This window comes from Salinibacillus aidingensis, assembly GCF_055393355.1.
Window position 1 is genome coordinate 3,476,996 of the sequence record NZ_AP043759.1, and the last position, 17,696, is coordinate 3,494,691.

The 17,696-nt window shown below is 40.7% G+C and carries 20 protein-coding genes; 18 read left to right on the forward strand and 2 right to left on the reverse strand.

Annotated features, from left to right (window positions below; all coding sequences use genetic code 11):
- Positions 1-25 precede the first annotated feature (25 nt).
- The 3 genes from yabA to rsmI all read left to right on the forward strand — a co-directional run bounded on the left by yabA (position 26) and on the right by rsmI (position 2,277).
- Positions 26-394: a DNA replication initiation control protein YabA gene (gene yabA, locus ACZ5OK_RS17770; RefSeq protein WP_343843892.1), complete on the forward strand. Its 369-nt coding sequence runs from the start codon at positions 26-28 to the stop codon at positions 392-394.
- A 246-nt stretch (positions 395-640) separates the two neighbouring features.
- On the forward strand, positions 641-1,381 hold the full coding sequence (locus ACZ5OK_RS17775) for a tRNA1(Val) (adenine(37)-N6)-methyltransferase (RefSeq protein WP_343843895.1): 741 nt from the start codon (positions 641-643) through the stop codon (positions 1,379-1,381).
- A 20-nt stretch (positions 1,382-1,401) separates the two neighbouring features.
- On the forward strand, positions 1,402-2,277 hold the full coding sequence (gene rsmI / locus ACZ5OK_RS17780) for a 16S rRNA (cytidine(1402)-2'-O)-methyltransferase (RefSeq protein ID WP_343843898.1): 876 nt from the start codon (positions 1,402-1,404) through the stop codon (positions 2,275-2,277).
- Positions 2,278-2,330: 53 nt separating this feature from the next.
- Here rsmI and ACZ5OK_RS17785 read toward each other — a convergent pair whose 3' ends face one another.
- Entirely contained in the window at positions 2,331-2,609 is a 279-nt protein-coding gene (locus ACZ5OK_RS17785) for an AbrB/MazE/SpoVT family DNA-binding domain-containing protein (RefSeq protein ID WP_044153545.1), read from the reverse strand.
- Between the two features lie 620 nt (positions 2,610-3,229).
- On the opposite strand from ACZ5OK_RS17785, the gene metG reads away from it, so the two are divergent.
- From metG to veg, 7 genes are all read left to right on the forward strand, one after another.
- The gene (gene metG / locus ACZ5OK_RS17790; RefSeq protein WP_343843900.1) at positions 3,230-5,191 is read left to right on the forward strand and encodes a methionine--tRNA ligase; all 1,962 of its coding nucleotides are present in this window, start codon (positions 3,230-3,232) and stop codon (positions 5,189-5,191) included.
- A gap of 77 nt (positions 5,192-5,268) precedes the next feature.
- Positions 5,269-6,039: a TatD family hydrolase gene (locus ACZ5OK_RS17795; RefSeq protein WP_343843902.1), complete on the forward strand. Its 771-nt coding sequence runs from the start codon at positions 5,269-5,271 to the stop codon at positions 6,037-6,039.
- 203 nt (positions 6,040-6,242) lie between these two features.
- A complete protein-coding gene (locus tag ACZ5OK_RS17800; protein WP_343843905.1) occupies positions 6,243-7,445 on the forward strand; it encodes a ubiquitin-like domain-containing protein in 1,203 nt (400 codons plus the stop codon).
- A gap of 89 nt (positions 7,446-7,534) precedes the next feature.
- On the forward strand, positions 7,535-8,083 hold the full coding sequence (rnmV, locus tag ACZ5OK_RS17805) for a ribonuclease M5 (RefSeq protein ID WP_343843908.1): 549 nt from the start codon (positions 7,535-7,537) through the stop codon (positions 8,081-8,083).
- Entirely contained in the window at positions 8,084-8,962 is an 879-nt protein-coding gene (gene rsmA / locus ACZ5OK_RS17810) for a 16S rRNA (adenine(1518)-N(6)/adenine(1519)-N(6))-dimethyltransferase RsmA (protein ID WP_343843910.1), read from the forward strand.
- A gap of 240 nt (positions 8,963-9,202) precedes the next feature.
- The gene (gene yabG / locus ACZ5OK_RS17815; protein WP_343843913.1) at positions 9,203-10,087 is read left to right on the forward strand and encodes a sporulation peptidase YabG; all 885 of its coding nucleotides are present in this window, start codon (positions 9,203-9,205) and stop codon (positions 10,085-10,087) included.
- 213 nt (positions 10,088-10,300) lie between these two features.
- The gene (gene veg / locus ACZ5OK_RS17820; protein ID WP_044153556.1) at positions 10,301-10,555 is read left to right on the forward strand and encodes a biofilm formation stimulator Veg; all 255 of its coding nucleotides are present in this window, start codon (positions 10,301-10,303) and stop codon (positions 10,553-10,555) included.
- Positions 10,556-10,647: 92 nt separating this feature from the next.
- Here the strand turns inward: veg and ACZ5OK_RS17825 are convergent, their stop codons facing one another.
- A complete protein-coding gene (locus ACZ5OK_RS17825; protein ID WP_343843916.1) occupies positions 10,648-10,836 on the reverse strand; it encodes a small, acid-soluble spore protein, alpha/beta type in 189 nt (62 codons plus the stop codon).
- A 281-nt stretch (positions 10,837-11,117) separates the two neighbouring features.
- Here ACZ5OK_RS17825 and ispE point away from each other — a divergent pair, with 281 nt between their 5' ends.
- From ispE to ACZ5OK_RS17865, 8 genes are all read left to right on the forward strand, one after another.
- Positions 11,118-11,966 (forward strand): 4-(cytidine 5'-diphospho)-2-C-methyl-D-erythritol kinase, encoded by an 849-nt coding sequence (ispE, locus tag ACZ5OK_RS17830; protein WP_343843918.1) that lies wholly within the window; start codon positions 11,118-11,120, stop codon positions 11,964-11,966.
- A gap of 68 nt (positions 11,967-12,034) precedes the next feature.
- Positions 12,035-12,850, forward strand: a complete 816-nt coding sequence (gene purR / locus ACZ5OK_RS17835) for a pur operon repressor (protein WP_343843920.1) — start codon at positions 12,035-12,037, stop codon at positions 12,848-12,850.
- A 140-nt stretch (positions 12,851-12,990) separates the two neighbouring features.
- Entirely contained in the window at positions 12,991-13,278 is a 288-nt protein-coding gene (spoVG, locus tag ACZ5OK_RS17840) for a septation regulator SpoVG (protein ID WP_044153562.1), read from the forward strand.
- A 202-nt stretch (positions 13,279-13,480) separates the two neighbouring features.
- The gene (gene glmU / locus ACZ5OK_RS17845) at positions 13,481-14,860 is read left to right on the forward strand and encodes a bifunctional UDP-N-acetylglucosamine diphosphorylase/glucosamine-1-phosphate N-acetyltransferase GlmU (RefSeq protein ID WP_343843924.1); all 1,380 of its coding nucleotides are present in this window, start codon (positions 13,481-13,483) and stop codon (positions 14,858-14,860) included.
- 18 nt (positions 14,861-14,878) lie between these two features.
- Positions 14,879-15,832 carry a ribose-phosphate diphosphokinase gene (locus tag ACZ5OK_RS17850; protein WP_343843927.1) on the forward strand — a complete coding sequence of 318 codons (954 nt, stop codon included), beginning with the start codon at positions 14,879-14,881 and terminating at the stop codon, positions 15,830-15,832.
- A gap of 249 nt (positions 15,833-16,081) precedes the next feature.
- The gene (locus ACZ5OK_RS17855) at positions 16,082-16,723 is read left to right on the forward strand and encodes a 50S ribosomal protein L25/general stress protein Ctc (RefSeq protein ID WP_343843929.1); all 642 of its coding nucleotides are present in this window, start codon (positions 16,082-16,084) and stop codon (positions 16,721-16,723) included.
- A 100-nt stretch (positions 16,724-16,823) separates the two neighbouring features.
- The gene (gene pth / locus ACZ5OK_RS17860) at positions 16,824-17,384 is read left to right on the forward strand and encodes an aminoacyl-tRNA hydrolase (RefSeq protein WP_343843931.1); all 561 of its coding nucleotides are present in this window, start codon (positions 16,824-16,826) and stop codon (positions 17,382-17,384) included.
- Positions 17,385-17,456: 72 nt separating this feature from the next.
- Positions 17,457-17,687: an anti-sigma-F factor Fin family protein gene (locus ACZ5OK_RS17865; RefSeq protein ID WP_343843934.1), complete on the forward strand. Its 231-nt coding sequence runs from the start codon at positions 17,457-17,459 to the stop codon at positions 17,685-17,687.
- The last annotated feature ends 9 nt before the right edge of the window (positions 17,688-17,696 follow it).

The window sequence follows — 17,696 nt, forward strand, 5'->3', positions numbered from 1 at the left end:
CAAAGTAATGGGGTGGGGAACCAGCGTGAATAAAAAGGAATTATTTGATCGATTTACGTATTTGGAAAAACAAATTGGTGAACTACATGAACAGTTTGGTGAATTAAAAGGAAACTTGGTTCAACTCATTGAGGAAAATCATCATCTTTCAGTAGAAAACCATCACTTACGCAAAAGGTTGGAATCAGAGCAGGACCAAAACGTAGAACAGAAAGATAAGGAAAAAGGAGTACCTGATGACGAAGAAACAGCCCAAAGTGCTGTAGGGGAAGGCTATGATAACCTGGCCCGTATATATGAAGAAGGCTTCCACATTTGCAACGTGCATTTCGGAAGTCCACGAGGAGAAGAGGATTGTTTATTTTGCCTCTTATTTTTAAATAAACAGGCTTAAGAACATAGGCGGAAGTGCCCGTGTGTGTCCAGCTGCGGCTCCACAGTCGTTTATGGAAGGAAGTCCTGCTGGTTTCCGGTCGCTGGAGCTGGTCGTGGCTTCTCCGATTTTTTATCCACAATGGCTCAATTTTACCATTTGCTATATAATAAAAAAAGCTGAGGCAGCTGCCTCAGCTTTTCTGTACCCTTTGTCGGAACGCCGGCAAGGGATGGTATTACATAAGAGAGGTTCGTGGTAAGCGTGATGCTTAAGGATGATGAACGACTGGATTACTTATTATCAGAAGAGGATATGCGCATCATTCAAAGCCCGACTATTTTTGCCTTTTCATTAGATGCGGTTTTATTATCGAAATTTGCATATGTACCGATTAAAAAGGGAAATATCCTGGATTTATGCACCGGAAATGGGGTTATTCCTTTGTTGCTCTCCCGGCGTTCAAAAGCAAAGATTACAGGTGTGGAAATTCAGAATCGGCTGCATGATATGGCGATGCGTAATGTAGAGCTGAACAAGCTGAATGAACAAATTCAGATGGTGAAAGGTGATTTGCGTGATATGCCTGAAACGTTGGGGCATGGAACGTATGATGTTGTAACATGCAATCCCCCTTATTTTCAAACGCAAACCAAAGAGGGGCGAAATCTCAATGATTATCAGGCGATTGCCAGGCATGAGATTTACGGGAATTTAGAGGATGTAGTGAAATCCTGCAGCAAGCTCGTTCGTCCCGGGGGTAAGGTTACCCTGGTCCATCGCCCGGGTCGTTTAGTGGATTTAATCACTTATTTTCGGAAATACCGCCTGGAACCCAAACGAATTCAGCTGGTTTATCCTAAATTCGGAAGGGAAGCGAACACCCTTTTAATAGAAGGAACTCGGGATGGGAAAGCTGATATCAGGATTTTACCTCCTTTGTATGTATACAATGAGGAGAACGAATATACAGAGGAATTACAGGAAATTTTGTATGGCAATAGATAGACAGGAAAGGCAGGAAAACCATGCAAATTCAAAAAAGCTATGAAAACCATGAGGAAGGTGTCCTTTATATTGTTCCAACTCCGATTGGAAACCTGGAGGATATTACATTTCGTGCATTACGAACATTGAAGGAAGTGGATATTATTGCTGCTGAGGATACCAGACAGACCCAAAAGCTGCTGAATCATTTTGAAATATCCACGCCGACGATGAGCTATCACGAGCATAATAAGGAAAGCGCTGGTCACAAAATTGTCGGATTTATGGAAGCCAATAAACAGGTAGCGTTAGTGAGTGATGCAGGTATGCCTGTGATTTCCGACCCTGGCTTTGAAATTATAGCTGAAGCCAATCGGATGGGAAGGGTTATTGTATTACCAGGTGCCAATGCTGCTCTCTGTGCTTTAATAGGCTCAGGATTACCGGCCGAACAGTTTTATTTTTATGGGTTTTTGCCACGGAAAAAGAAAGAGTTAAAAGCAGTTCTGGATGATTTGAAATACATAAAGGCAACCCTTGTTTTTTATGAGTCTCCCCATCGTATAAAAGAAACGGTAAAAGGATTGGAAAGCAGTTTGGGATCTGACCGCAGAATGGTTCTGGCAAGGGAACTTACGAAGCGTTATGAGGAATATATCAGGGGGACGAGCCAGGAGGTTTTACAGTGGTTAGGCAGTGAGGAAGCACAAATACGGGGAGAATTTTGTGTTGTAGTGGAAGGTTCCGATGAAGACAGACTGGAAGAGGACAAGTGGTGGGAAGGCCTCTCTATCATCGATCATGTGAATGCATATACCCAAAATCAGAATATGACAAATAAGGATGCGATAAAGCAGACGGCAAAGGACAGGGGGATGCAGAAAAGAGAGGTTTATCAAATCTTTCATCAATCATAAAAAGGGTTGCCATGAACTGGCAACCCTTTTTCCCATTCCAAACCAATTGAAGACTATGCGTCAACTTTATCTTTAAGTTCGCTTAATAATTGTTCAGCAGCCTGTTTGCTTAGGGTTAACTTCCCATCAGCAAAAGATATATTATCATCAGATACTTCCCCTGTCAGCAGGCAAGTATTTGATGGCGCGTATTTTTTCAAGACGATTTGATCATCATCTACGTAAATTTCTAAAGAATCCTTTTCGTGGATATCCAGTGTGCGACGCAATTCAATTGGAATAACCACACGGCCCAACTCATCTACTTTACGTACGATTCCTGTGGACTTCATGTACATTTCCCCTCTCGATCATTTTTTATGTGTTTTATTTCTCTTTCGCCAACTTTCGACATAAAGTTTATCACTGGCTGACAATGTCTGTCAATTGATTTGTCTGGCATTTATTGCTTGAATAAAACATTTATTTACATGTCTTTTATTACCCTGTGAAAGGAAAGTTAAACCTCATAATTTAAAAATTTTATCAGAATAACCTTACTTCATAAAAAGGCTTCAGATTGAAGTTTCACTTTACCACGTTTAACTGACTGTAATCTCCATGGAAAAGGGAGGGATAACAGTCAGTAAGAACCTGATAAGTTCAACTAACAATCTGAAGTTTATAAAAAGGCTTCAGATTGAAGTTTCACTTTATCACGTATAACTGACTGTAATCTCCCTGGAGAAGAGAGGGGATAACAGTCAGTAAGAACCTGATAAGTTCAACTAACAATCTGAAGTTTATAAAAGGCTTCAGATTGAAGTTTCACTTTATGTATAGTAGTCTGTTAGGTATGGAAATCATGAGGTTAAAGCGTTAAAATGGTAAAGTATAAAGGTAACCGTAATAGGCTATACAAGTGATGGATTCATTTTTTCGAATGATTCGATAAGCTAAGGAGGTAAAGGAAGTGCCTGAGGAAAAAAATACGTTTTATCTTACAACGCCGATTTATTATCCCAGTGGAAATTTACATATTGGGCATGCGTATACGACTGTAGCCGGGGATGCGATGGCTCGTTATAAACGCTTACGTGGCTATGATGTCATGTATTTGACAGGAACGGATGAACACGGGCAGAAAATTCAGCGCAAGGCACAGGAAGAAGGGGTTTCCCCTATTGAGTATGTGGATGACATTGTAGGCGGAATTCAGTCTCTGTGGGATAAGCTGGATATTTCCCATGATGATTTTATTCGTACAACACAGGACCGGCATAAACGGATTGTTGAAAAAATCTTTAAACAGTTGCTGGATCAGGGTGATATTTACCTGGATCAATATGAGGGCTATTATTGTACTCCTTGTGAATCCTTCTTTACTGAACGTCAACTGGATAATGGAAACTGCCCTGACTGTGGACGTCCGGTTGAATTAGTGAAAGAGGAATCCTACTTCTTTAAAATGAGCAAATATGTGGATCGGTTATTACAGTTTTATGAGGATAACCCTCAATTTATACAACCGGAAACACGTAAGAACGAAATGATTAATAATTTCATAAAACCTGGTCTGGAGGATTTAGCTGTTTCCAGAACCACTTTTGATTGGGGAATTGAAGTTCCTGGTGATCCGAAGCACGTCATCTATGTCTGGATTGATGCGTTAACGAACTATATTACCGCTCTGGGCTATGGAACCGATGATGACGAACGCTATCAGAAGTATTGGCCAGCGGATGTTCATTTAGTAGGAAAGGAGATTGTCCGTTTCCACACGATTTATTGGCCAATCATGTTAATGGCCTTAGACCTTCCTCTTCCTAAGAAGGTTTTTGCCCACGGATGGTTACTGATGAAAGACGGTAAAATGTCCAAATCAAAAGGGAATGTAGTTGACCCGGTAGATTTAATTGATCGTTATGGATTAGACTCGCTTCGCTATTATTTATTACGAGAGGTTCCATTTGGCTCTGATGGTGTCTTTACGCCTGAAGGGTTTGTAGAAAGATCCAATTTTGATTTGGCTAATGATTTAGGTAACCTGCTAAATCGTACCGTGGCTATGATTGACAAATATTTTGACGGGGAAATTCCTGCTTTAAAAAATGGTGAGGAAGATGTGGATCAGGAGCTCGAACAGTTTGCCATTGAGACGAAAAATAAAGTTGAGGACTCCATGGAAAATATGCAATTCTCAATTGCCCTGGCTGATTTATGGAAGTTCGTCAGCCGAACCAACAAGTATATTGATGAAACCACTCCATGGATTTTAGCCAAGGACGAATCCAAAAAGGAACGCCTTGGGAATGTGATGGCTCATTTGACAGAATCCATTCGTCATATCGCGATTATGCTTCAGCCATTCTTAACAAGTACGCCGGACAAGATTTTTAACCAGGTTGGTATTAAGGATGAAGCATTGAGATCCTGGGATAGTCTTTCTCAATTCGGTATGATTCAGGCTGGAACCAAAGTTCAAAAGGATCAGCCTATTTTCCCTCGTCTGGATGCGGAGACAGAGGTACAGGCGATAAGGGATATGATGACAGGTTCTGCACAGCCTGAAGAGAGTGAGAATGAGGAAAAAGAAGAAGAGAAGCAGGAAGAGGTTACCATTGATGACTTTATGAAGATTGACTTACGGGTTGCGGAAGTCACTGAGGCTAAAAAAATGAAAAAGGCTGATAAATTGCTCCGTATTCAGTTGGATTTAGGCACAGAAAAACGTCAGGTGGTCTCTGGAATTGCTCAGCATTACTCTCCTGAAGATTTGAAAGGGAAGAAGGTTATCTGTGTAACGAACCTCAAGCCTGTAAAACTCCGCGGAGAACTTTCTCAGGGGATGATCCTGGCCGGAGAGGATGATCAGGGAAACCTGTCCTTAGCCAGTGTAGATCAGACGCTTCCAAATGGAGCAAAAGTAAAATAACTGAAAAAGGTTAGGTGCCTGGCACTTAGCCTTTTTTTACTAACGGCAAGTATGATTTCTATAAGGAAGGTGAGACGATGTTATTTGATACACATGTCCATTTAAATGTAGAGCAGTTTGAAGAAGATCGTGAAGAAGTTATGAAACGTGCAAGAGATGCCGGTGTCGAATATATGGTCATTGTCGGCTTTGACCGGGAAACCATTCCAAAAGCTATTGAAATTGCTGAGCGAAATGATACGATTTACGCTGCGGTGGGCTGGCATCCTGTTGATGCCATAGATATGACAGATGAGGACCTGAATTGGATTGAGGAGCTTTCCTCTCACCCTAAAGTGGTCGCCCTGGGTGAAATGGGGCTTGACTATCATTGGGATAAATCCCCTCATGATGTGCAAAAGGAAGTCTTTAGAAAGCAGATTTCTCTTGCTAAAAAGGTGAATATGCCTATCATCATTCATAATCGTGAAGCTACTGAGGATATAGTTGAAATCCTTGAAGAGGAAAATGCAAAGGAAATTGGCGGCATCATGCATTGCTTCAACTCTACACCTGAGCTCGCCCAGCGCTGTCTGGATATAAACTTTCATATCTCATTAGGAGGAATTGTGACGTTTAAAAATGCCAAGGAACCAAAGGAAGTAGCGAAAATGGTTCCACTAGACCGTCTGCTGATTGAGACTGATTGTCCGTTTTTAGCCCCTCATCCGTACAGAGGAAAGCGGAATGAACCTGCCTATGTGAAACTGGTAGCCGAAAAAATCGCTGAATTAAAAGAGTTATCCTATGATGAGATTGCAACTATAACAACAAAAAATGCCAAGGAATTTTTTAGGATAGAAGATTAAGAGAATGTTACAAAACCTCCTTTGTTTATTACATTTCCATTAAAAAAGGGCCAAAGGTGTTTAAAAATCATAGAAAAACCAATAATATTTAAGGAGTCAAGCACAGGTTTGGCTCCTTTTCATTTTCTGGCCGGACATTTAATGTTTGACAAGTTGTATGTGGTTATATCAGACACTGCGTACAAAAGGAGGCAAAAGCAGATATGCGAAACCTATTAAGTCGTGCATCATCTTTTGTGAAAAATTACAGGAAGATGGTCATGATGGTAGCCAGTACGATTGTGCTCGTTGCCTCACTGGGGATTCTAATCTATGAAACAACGAAAAAAGATGTTGTTCTGGTAATCAATGGTGAAGAGCAATCAGTTCGTACACACGCTGATACTGTAGAAGAGCTATTAAGCAGCAGAGACATAAAAGTAGATAACTATGATGAAATACATCCGGAAACAAGTGAAACCATCGAGCAGGGAATGAAAGTAGCCTATACAAAAGCAAAACAGGTTACTGTAAAAGTAGACGATCAATCTAATCAATATTATACGACTGCACAGACCATTGGTGAGTTTTTAAAGGAAAAAAAGATTACATTTAACTCCCATGATCAGCTTTCCGTTGAAAAATCGGATGAGGTCAAAGAAGGACTGGAGATTAAGGTTGATAAAGCCTTCCAGATTACCTTAAATGACGGCGGAGAGAAGAAAAAGGTCTGGACAACAGCAGATACGGTAGAAGAGTTTCTCAAGCAGGAAGAGATTAAACTGGATGACAACGATAAATTAAAGCAGAAAAAGGATCAGTTAATTGCCAAAAGTGATTCTATTGATATAACGAGAGTTGAAGTTGTAGAAGACGTCGTAAAAGAAAACGTAGAGTATGGTACTACAACCAGAAGTGATGACTCCATGACCAAAGGCCAGCGAAAGGTCATACAGGAGGGTCAGGAAGGTCTTGTCACCAAGCGTTATGAAGTGACACTTGAAAATGGTGAAGAAGTGGATCGGGAACTTATTGATAAACAAGTAGAAAAAGAGAGTCAGGATCAAATTGTAGCTATGGGAACGAAGCCAGCAGGTCCGACTCCGACCGTTTCCCGTGGTGATAATGGTGAGGTTGTTGAGGAGTATATGATGACTGCCACTGTCTATACAGAAAAATGTAACGGCTGCAGTGGTATCACCAGCACAGGTATTGATCTGCGTAATGCACCAAATAAAAAGGTTGTCGCTGTAGATCCAAATGTTATCCCACTAGGCTCTAAAGTATGGGTTGAAGGCTATGGATATGCTGTAGCCGGAGATACAGGCGGAGCCATTAAAGGAAGCCGTATTGATTTATTTAAACATTCCAGTAAATATAATGGCGGTTATGGACACCGTAAAGTAAAGGTGAAGGTATATAAGTAAGACAGAGGATGACCCCTCTGTCTTTTCTTTTGCTTATAAAAGCTTTATTCTAAAAGGATAGAGACTGGAAGTACAGGAGGATAACAGACGTGTACATCAGGGAAATCATTATAGTAGAAGGTAAAGATGATACAACAGCTGTAAGAAGAGCCGTCAATGCAGATACTATTGAAACAAATGGTTCTGCCATCAATCAATCAACCTTAAATCAAATCAGGCATGCTCAGGAAAAACGTGGGGTCATTGTGTTCACCGATCCGGATTATCCTGGACAGCGTATTCGCAGTATTATAGAGGAAAACGTGCCTGGCTGTAAGCATGCATTTTTGCCACGAAAAGAGGCAATAAGTTCAAAAGGTCTCGGTATTGAACATGCTTCTCCGGATGCTATTCGCGAGGCTTTAAGCAATGTATATGAGTTAACCGAGAAACCAGACAATATTTTTACGAAGGCAGACCTGCTTGAATTCGGACTTGTTGGAAATCCAAAAGCGAGTGATAGGAGAAGGAAGTTAGGAGACAAACTAAGAATAGGATTTACCAATGCCAAGCAGCTGGAAAAGCGTCTCAATATGTTTCAAGTCTCAAGATCTGATTTTACATCAGCTATGGAAGAGATATTGCAGGGGGAACAATAAATGGAACACCAAAAGCCAATTGCCACTCCTTCAAGAACGAAGGAGATTTTGAATAAATATGGATTTTCATTTAAAAAAAGCCTGGGTCAAAACTTTATGATTGATTCCAATATTTTAGAAAAACTGGTGACGAATGCCGGAGTGACTGGAGCTGCAGGAGTTATTGAAATAGGACCGGGGATTGGTGCTTTAACAGAGCAACTCGCTAAGCAGGCCAAGGAAGTGCTGGCATTTGAAATTGACCAGCGATTACTTCCGGTCTTAGAGGATACACTTTCTCCCTATTCTAACGTATCCGTTATTCATCAGGATATTTTAAAGACAGATGTCACGCACTTTATTAAGGAGCGGTTTCCTGATCAGGAAGTTAAGGTCGTCGCCAACTTACCGTATTACATTACGACACCGATATTAATGAAACTGCTGATGGATCAATTGCCAATCACGGATATTACGGTGCTTATTCAGAAAGAGGTAGCTGAACGGATGTCAGCACAGCCCAATACGAAGGAGTATGGCTCATTATCTATAGCGGTTCAGTATTATACGGAAGCAAGGGTCGTTATGAATGTTCCTAAATCAGCGTTTATGCCACAGCCTAATGTGGACTCATCCGTTTTGCAGCTCAAGATGCGTAAAGAGGCACCGGTTTACGTGGAAAATGAATCCTTCTTCTTTGACCTTGTACAAGCCTCCTTTGGGCAGCGAAGAAAAACATTAATGAATAATCTCAGTCGGCATTTTAAAGGTCAAATGTCAAAGGATGAAATTTCAGCAATATTGGATAAGGTTCAGATTGACGGGCGGAGACGGGGGGAGTCACTGTCCATTGAAGAATTTGCGAGCCTGGCCAATGGGCTTTATACGTATGTGAATTAAAATATATCTAAGGAAGTAATGGATAGCAGAGGATTGTTCTGAATTTCAGGGCAATCCTTTTTTAAAAGATTTCTTATAGATATTTATATTTTGCATTGGCTCTGAGGGCATGTTTTTTGAAGTGTATATCCACTCCTGCCTCAAAACACCTTTCTGCAATCCCTGGATAACTGTCACACCTTAATTCTCCTTAAAATAAGCTATTGTAGGAGTTCGTGTTTATTTCGAGGAGGATTCGTTATGAAGTGGCAAAAGGGAGACATTGTAACAAGAATATCTTATCAGCATGATCTGTTGTTCCGTGTTCAATCCGTGGAAAACGAGCTTGTGAAGCTTTATGGAGAAGAATATCGTCTGGAGGCTGACGCAGCACCTGATGACCTGGTGATGGTCGAACGGGAGGAATTAACCAGAAGAAAAAAGGCCGAGAAGGAAAAAGAGGATTATTCCTTCCGTCTGTTTAGACAGGATTACCAACTGATGCGCAAAAAAAGGGAGCATGAGACGACGAGCGGATATAACCAAGAAATCAGACACTTCCAGATACCTCCTAGAATTTTACACATAGATGGTGATCCAATCTTTCTGAAAAAATGTATTAACCTGTATCAGCGGCTTGGACTACAGGTGCATGGGGTTCATGTTTATGAAAAGGAAATGCCTGATCAAATCCAGTCCCTATTGAAAAAAATCCAGCCGGATATGATTGTGATCACCGGCCATGATTCCTTTTCAAAAAATAAGGGAGATAAGAACGATTTAAGAGCTTATCGCCATTCAAGATATTTTGCGGACACGGTTCGGAAAGCCCGGGAGTATATGCCTAACCTGGATCAACTCGTTATTTTTGCCGGTGCATGTCAATCCCATTTTGAATCGTTAATCCGGGCAGGAGCTAATTTTGCGAGCTCTCCATCCAGGATTAATATTCATGCTCTGGACCCGGTTTATATTGCAGCCAAAATCGGTTTTACTTCCTTTATGGATCATATTCAGGTCTGGGATGTTCTCCGGAATACACTAACCGGTGAAAAAGGTATTGGCGGCGTGGAAACGAAAGGATTATTTCGAACAGGTATGCCATATTCGGACGACGGTGAGGATGAAGAGATCCGCCCTTATTAGCCTGGATTCGTGAAATGTTATAAAAAGTCAGGAAATGTACAGCAAAGTCGAATAATTGTATTTTTTATGCATTTTTATGCCTGTTTTCGGAAAAATAAGAAGGAATAGTCCATTATGCGTTGACATAGACAACAAGTAGCTGATATAATGTAAGATTTTCTTTGACTAAACGCGTTGTTTGTGTTATTATTAATAACAGTGAGGTGGAGTGAATTGCCAAAAACATTAGCGGAAATTAAGCAATTATTGGATGGACGTATTGGGAAAAGGCTAACCTTAAAGGCAAATGGTGGCCGTAGAAAAACCATTAAACGCAGTGGCATTTTAGCTGAAACATATCCGGCTGTTTTCATCGTTGAACTGGATCAGGACGAAAATTCTTTTGAGCGGGTATCTTACAGCTATGCTGATGTGTTAACCGAAACTGTAGAATTATCATTTGTGGATGACCTTAGTAAAATGGCTTGAGGAAGCAGTAAACCGTGGTTTACTGCTTTTTTACTTATCAGCTGTTCTCTATATGACCTGCTAGGGAGTACATACAGAAACAAGGACAGGTACTAAGACCTGTCCTTGTTTTCGTTGGTTAGCTGACCCTCTGCCATTTGAATGGCCCTTTTCACCATGTTTCCGGCATCTCTGGCACGAATACCGCCCCAGCCTTCTTTCTGCACCGTGTCGTAAAAACCTAAATCCTTAGCGATCTCTTCTTTAAACTGGTCTGACATAATCCCTCTTCGTCTGCCCAAGGTTCCCAGCCCCTTTCGAAGATCAAAAGTTTTTACGACATTCTTATTATCCCACTGAATTTAAGAATAATAAGAGTAAATGATTGGATACCTTCTTCCATTTAATGGGTTTATTACGTATTAACTGGCCGTAATATCCTGATAAGTTCAACGAACCATCAGTGGGGGATGGAGAAAACCCCCCACTGATGGAAGTTTCCCTTTATCGTCAAGCTTTCTCAAGTTATGTTACAATTTAAAGACTGATAATTGAATACGTGAGAAAGTGCAGGTGAGAGCGTATGATTGTGGAAAAGGCTCCCGCTAAAATTAACTTAACCCTTGATGTTTTACATAAACGAGATGACGGTTACCATGAAGTGGAAATGATTATGACGACTGTAGATTTATACGATCAGATACAAATAATGGAGGTAGAAGCAGATACGATCCAAGTACAATCCGAAATGCGATTTGTTCCTGATGATCATCGTAACTTAGCTTATCAGGCTGCCGAAAAAATAAAGGGAAAGTTTAATATTACAAAAGGTGTAAAGATCTGGATTTATAAGCAAATACCGGTGGCAGCAGGACTGGCTGGTGGCAGCAGTGATGCCGCTGCGGTATTACGAGGCTTAAATCAATTGTGGGATTTAAATTTAACGCAGCAGGAACTGGCTGAAATCGGGACAGAAATCGGCTCTGATGTGGCTTTCTGTGTTTATGGAGGTACAGCTCTTGCAAAAGGAAGAGGGGAACAAATCAAACCTCTGCCTGCACCCCCGAAATGCTGGGTGATCTTAGCCAAGCCTGCAATTGGTATTTCGACGGGTACCATTTACGGAAATTTAACAGAAAACCATATCAATCAGGTACAAACAGACAGTATGATCCAGGCCATTACGGATCAGGACTATCAGACGGTCTGCCAAGAATTAGCGAATGTATTAGAAGTCGTTACCATGGAAAATTATCCGGAAGTAAAACGGATGAAGTATCAAATGCTAAAGTCAGGTGCCGACAATGTACTGATGAGCGGAAGCGGCCCTACCATTTTTGGTCTTACACAGAAAGAATCCCGGGCAGAACGGGTGTATAACAGTTTAAGAGGCTTTTGTGAAGAAGTTTATATCGTCCGTATGTTAGGGTAATGACTTGAATAAATCCGTATAAAGATGTAATATTCAGATATAATAGTTCGGTTTATGAGGTGTGAGCCATGAAAAGAAGTGAAAGACTCGTTGCAATGACTAATTATTTAATCAATCATCCGAGAAGACTTGTTTCATTGCCGTTTTTTTCGGAGCAATATGATGCAGCAAAGTCTTCCATAAGCGAGGATTTGGATATTGTCGATCAAATGTTTAAGGCCCAGGGAATTGGTAAGCTTGAAACGGTTGCCGGTGCTGCCGGAGGAGTAAAATATATCCCTTTATATTCAAATGAGAACAGTGAACAGTTTATCAATGAACTGTGTAATCGTCTGGAGGACCCGGCCCGTATTCTTCCAGGTGGTTATTTATTTATGAGTGATCTGCTTGGGGATCCTGAACTGATGCGCAACTTAGGGAAGATATTTGCTACTGCCTTTGCGGATAAAGAAATCGATTATATTGTCACTGTTGCAACAAAAGGTATTCCGTTAGCCTATGCAACAGCCAATATTCTGAATGTGCCAGTTATTATTGTTAGACGGGATCCTAAAGTGACGGAGGGATCTACCGTAAGTATTAATTATGTTTCTGGTTCATCAAGAAAAATACAAACGATGGTGTTATCCAAGCGAAGCCTGCCGGAAGGATCAAATGTGTGTATTATTGATGATTTTATGAAGGCCGGGGGCACCATTACGGGTATGCAAAGTCTTTTAAAAGAATTCAATGCAAATGTACAAGGGATAGGTGTTTTGGCCGAAGCAGAGGATGAGGAAGAAGAACGGGTCGTAAATGACTATATTTCTTTAATAAAAATACAGGACGTGGACATAAAGGGTAATAAAATTGAGGCCTTAAAAGGAAATTACTTTGACCTTTAAAGAGGAGCACAGTTTCATATATGAAGCTGTGTTTTTTTAGATTTGCAAAATTTATAAAAAAATTTTAAAAATTGGAAGGAATTTTTGCCCATTTGTGGAATATTGCATATAAGTTCTAAGGGAAAAGGTGGTGAGACATAATGGAAGTAACTGACGTAAGATTACGCCGCGTCAACACAGATGGAAGAATGCGGGCAATTGCATCAATTACCTTGGATCAAGAGTTCGTTGTGCACGATATTCGTGTCATTGACGGTAACAATGGCTTGTTTGTAGCGATGCCAAGTAAGCGTACTCCTGATGGTGAATTTCGGGACATAGCACATCCTATTAATTCTAATACTCGTGGCAAAATTCAGGACGCTGTTTTGGCAGAATATGATCGTGCAGGAGAAGAAGTTGAATATGAAGAAGCTGGTGCCTCTTAAATGAAGCGAAGCGAAGTCTAATCTTAAGGGATTAGGCTTCTTTTTTTGCTCCTCCCCGCTTTTATTTATCAAGCTACGGCTCTATACGCTCCCCTTGTATTTTTAGTTCATGTTTGCTTTATAATTTGCTATAATATGAGGGAGTCAATACATACTAAATTTTAGATATAAGATTACAGGAATTGTGGATGGAGGGTACTGAATGTCACAACGATTTGCAGTGGTTTTAGCTGCTGGGCAGGGTACAAGAATGAAGTCCTCTTTATATAAAGTGCTTCACCCCGTGTGCGGGAAGGCGATGGTTCAGCATGTAACCGATCAGCTGAATGAATTAAAGCTTAGCCAATTGATAACTGTGGTTGGATTTGGCGCGGAAAAGGTCAAAGATGAGCTGGGGGATGCCACGGAATTTGTGATACAGGAGGAACAGCTTGGTACGGGGCATGCTGTGATGCAGGCTGAGGAATTGCTAAGTGACAAGGAAGGCACCACACTTGTTGTCTGTGGGGATACTCCTTTACTTACAGCGGAAACGTTAGAAGCATTTGTTTCCCATCATGAAAAGGAAGAGGCCAAGGTTTCTGTACTTACAGCTGGAGCCGACGACCCTGCAGGCTATGGTCGTGTAGTACGGAATGAAGCCAATGAGGTAGAAAAGATTGTTGAACACAAAGATGCATCACCAGAAGAACTTGCCATAAAGGAAATTAACACAGGTACATACTGTTTTGATAATCAGGCTCTTTTTAACGCCCTCAAGGATGTTTCCAATGATAATGCACAAGGGGAATATTACCTGCCTGATGTGATTGAAATTTTAAAATCACAGGGTGAAAAAATTGCTGCCTACCAGACCGATAACTTTGCGGAAACAATGGGTGTTAATGACCGTGTAGCCTTATCCCGTGCGGAAAAGCATATGCGAATTCGGATAAATGAAGGTCATATGCGTAATGGAGTCACATTGATTGATCCTGAACATACCTATATTGGTCCGGATGTAAAAATTGAACAGGATGTCACCATCGAACCCGGCTGTAACATTGATGGTTCTACAGTAATTAGAACGGAAGCATTTATTGGAGCCAACACCGAAATTAAAAACTGTGAAATTGGATCTGGAACAACGATTAAGCAAAGTGTAGCCCATGATAGTAAAATTGGAGAATATGTTAAAATTGGACCATATGCACATATAAGACCATCATCTGATATTAAAAACAACGTGAAAATCGGCAACTTTGTAGAAGTAAAAAAGTCCGTGTTTGAAGAAGGAAGTAAAGCTTCACATCTGAGTTATGTCGGGGATGCTGAGGTAGGCAAAGAGGTTAATATTGGCTGTGGCACGATAACAGTAAATTATGATGGGGAAAATAAACATAAGACCATTATTGAAGACGGGGCGTTTATTGGATGTAACTCCAACCTTGTCGCGCCGGTTACGATTGAAAAGGGTGCCTATGTAGCAGCAGGTTCCACCATTACCAAGAATGTGCCTGAAGAATCCTTATCTATTGCCCGCTCCCGTCAGACGAATAAGGAAGGCTACGTGGAAAGACTTAAAAATATTAGAAAAAAGTAATTGGAGGTCCAAATAAAGATGCCTAACACATACAAAGACCCATTCTTAAAGGTTTTCACCCTGAATTCCAATCCGGATCTTGCTCAGGAGATCGCGGAGAATATAGGTACAGAATTGGGAAAGTGTTCTGTAAAAACATTTAGTGACGGTGAAATACAGATTAATATTGAGGAAAGCATCAGAGGCTGTGATGTGTATGTGATTCAATCCACCTCTGATCCGGTAAATGACCACCTGATGGAGCTGCTCATCATGATTGATGCTTTAAAACGAGCATCTGCAAAGACGATCAATGTTGTCATCCCGTATTATGGCTATGCAAGACAGGACCGAAAAGCCCGTTCAAGAGAACCGATTACCTCAAAGCTTGTGGCGAACTTATTAATGACTGCAGGAGCAACACGCCTTATTACCCTTGATTTACATGCTCCCCAGATTCAAGGCTTTTTCGATGTTCCGGTTGACCAATTACTGGGTGTAACCATTTTATCAGAGTACTTTAGTAAAAAAGGTATCGATGACCCTGTGATTGTATCTCCTGACCATGGAGGCGTAACACGGGCCCGCAAAATGGCTGATCTGCTAAAGGCACCCATCGCCATTATTGATAAACGCAGACCGAAGCCAAACGTTTCCGAGGTTATGAATATTGTTGGTAATATTGAAGGAAAGACCGCTATTTTAGTGGATGATATTGTTGATACGGCGGGCACGATTACCCTGGCTGCAAATGCCTTAGTTGAAAATGGTGCCAAAGAAGTATATGCTTGTGGTACGCATCCTGTTCTTTCCGGTCCAGCAATTGAACGTGTTCAGAATTCCAAGATTAAGGAATTAGTGGTAACCAACTCGATTCCACTTCCTGAAAGCAAAAAAATAGACAAGGTTACCCAATTGTCTGTTGGACCATTAATCAGTGAGGCCATTACCCGTGTCCATGAACTTAGATCTGTAAGTGACTTGTTTGAATAAAAAATACGGAGACGACCAGCTGGAAAAGAGAAGCGTAGATGATTTGTGGCAGGAAAGCAGATTTGCTTTTTACGGCGGAAAAAGCAGCAAATGTCCCGATAAGAGCTTTTTAGAAAGTCAGTATTCAAGAATCAACACCAAAGAATAAACATAATTTTTTCATTGTTTCATGAAGAACCATAGAGGTTTATCAAAGAAAGGAAAAGGAAAAAATAAAATCAGTGTAAAAATTTGGAGGTTGATGAAGTTATGACAGCAACTATTAAAGCTAATGAAAGAAAGGATCTACGTCGATCAAATAATAGGGAATTACGCCAAAATGGATTTATTCCAGCGGTTGTATATGGTAAGGAAAAAGAACCTATAACTGTTTCGGTAAATAACCTGGAATTGATTAAAACCGTTCGTGAAGAGGGTCGTAACTCCGTATTTTCTCTGGAGGTTCAGGGGAATAAGCCTTTAGATGTCATGTTATATGACTATCAGTCTGATGCGCTCAAAGGTGAAATTATTCATGTTGACTTTTACCTGGTAGACAAGTCTTCAGTTGTAGATGTAGAAGTATCTATTAACTTAGAAGGAGATTCAGAAGGTGTAAGAGATGGAGGCGTACTGCAGCAGACCCTGCATGAGCTTCATGTTCGTGCCAGACCTAATGAAATTCCTGAAGTGATTAATGTAGATATTTCTGAACTGAAAATTGGAGAAGGAATTGTTGTTGGGGACTTAAAAGGCAGCAAGGACTATGAAATTCTGAGTGACGATGAAACGACAATCGTAACGGTTCTGCCTCCTCAAAATGCAAATACTGATGAGGAAGGCGCCGATGAGGAAGAGCCGGCAGAGCCAGAAGTCATTAATGAGAAAAGCAATGATGATGAAGAAGAATAAATACGTAATATAGTAAAAAAGGGGCCAAATTCCTAATTTGGCCTTTTTTACACTTTAAGAAGATCGTACACCAATTATGGGATTGAAAGAGGGAAAAGCAATGAAATGTATTGTGGGACTGGGTAATCCGGGCTCTAAATTTGAAAACACCCGACATAATATTGGATTTCAGGTGATTGATTATCTGGCAGAGAGAAATCACTGGTCCTTAAACAGAGAAAAATATAATGCTTTATATACGATAGAACATTTGAACGGTGAAAAAGTGCTTATTTTAAAGCCGCTTACATATATGAATTTATCAGGGGAAGCTGTCCGCCCGTTTATGGACTTTTATGACCTGGATATTGAGGATTTGCTGGTTGTTTATGATGATCTGGATTTGCCCGCAGGAAGGATTCGTCTGCGGCAAAAGGGTGGACATGGTGGACACAATGGCATACGCAATATTATTGACCAGACGACACTAAAAAATTTTAAACGCATACGTATAGGCATTGGGCGACCAGAAACGAATGTACCGATTATTGATTATGTATTAGGCAAATTTACAGAGGAACAGAAGCCAAAAGTTGAGGATAGTGTGAAAAGTGCAGCAGAAGCCTGTGAAATGTGGCTGGAAAAACCATTTTTAGAAGTCATGAATCATTTCAATTCTTAATATATTTGACTGTATAAGATCCCGCTGCCACGGGCAAACTTTTAATAAGTTTGTACCGAGGGAGGGTTGGTAATGGCTGTTATTTACCGTTGCCGCCATTGCGGAGATAAAATTGGAGAACTTCAGCAACCATATGTTCATGAGGAAGATCTAGGTCTTCATATTCTTTCCAATGAAGAGCGGAATGAAATGATTGATTACACAAAGGATGGTCATATGGAGGTTAAGGCCATCTGTGACCATTGTGAGGATGCATTAAACAATCATCCAGACTATCATGAACTTGACAGCTTTATTCAATAGCAGCACGAT

Bases quoted from the DNA above. Each gene is read 5' to 3' on its own strand.
- ACZ5OK_RS17775 (WP_343843895.1), top strand. From the start codon at position 641: ATGCTTAAGGATGATGAACGACTGGATTACTTATTATCAGAAGAGGAT.
- rsmI (WP_343843898.1), top strand. From the start codon at position 1,402: ATGCAAATTCAAAAAAGCTATGAAAACCATGAGGAAGGTGTCCTTTAT.
- ACZ5OK_RS17785 (WP_044153545.1), bottom strand. From the start codon at position 2,609: ATGAAGTCCACAGGAATCGTACGTAAAGTAGATGAGTTGGGCCGTGTG.
- ACZ5OK_RS17795 (WP_343843902.1), top strand. From the start codon at position 5,269: ATGTTATTTGATACACATGTCCATTTAAATGTAGAGCAGTTTGAAGAA.
- ACZ5OK_RS17800 (WP_343843905.1), top strand. From the start codon at position 6,243: ATGCGAAACCTATTAAGTCGTGCATCATCTTTTGTGAAAAATTACAGG.
- rsmA (WP_343843910.1), top strand. From the start codon at position 8,084: ATGGAACACCAAAAGCCAATTGCCACTCCTTCAAGAACGAAGGAGATT.
- yabG (WP_343843913.1), top strand. From the start codon at position 9,203: ATGAAGTGGCAAAAGGGAGACATTGTAACAAGAATATCTTATCAGCAT.
- ispE (WP_343843918.1), top strand. From the start codon at position 11,118: ATGATTGTGGAAAAGGCTCCCGCTAAAATTAACTTAACCCTTGATGTT.
- purR (WP_343843920.1), top strand. From the start codon at position 12,035: ATGAAAAGAAGTGAAAGACTCGTTGCAATGACTAATTATTTAATCAAT.
- spoVG (WP_044153562.1), top strand. From the start codon at position 12,991: ATGGAAGTAACTGACGTAAGATTACGCCGCGTCAACACAGATGGAAGA.
- glmU (WP_343843924.1), top strand. From the start codon at position 13,481: ATGTCACAACGATTTGCAGTGGTTTTAGCTGCTGGGCAGGGTACAAGA.
- ACZ5OK_RS17850 (WP_343843927.1), top strand. From the start codon at position 14,879: ATGCCTAACACATACAAAGACCCATTCTTAAAGGTTTTCACCCTGAAT.
- ACZ5OK_RS17855 (WP_343843929.1), top strand. From the start codon at position 16,082: ATGACAGCAACTATTAAAGCTAATGAAAGAAAGGATCTACGTCGATCA.
- pth (WP_343843931.1), top strand. From the start codon at position 16,824: ATGAAATGTATTGTGGGACTGGGTAATCCGGGCTCTAAATTTGAAAAC.
- ACZ5OK_RS17865 (WP_343843934.1), top strand. From the start codon at position 17,457: ATGGCTGTTATTTACCGTTGCCGCCATTGCGGAGATAAAATTGGAGAA.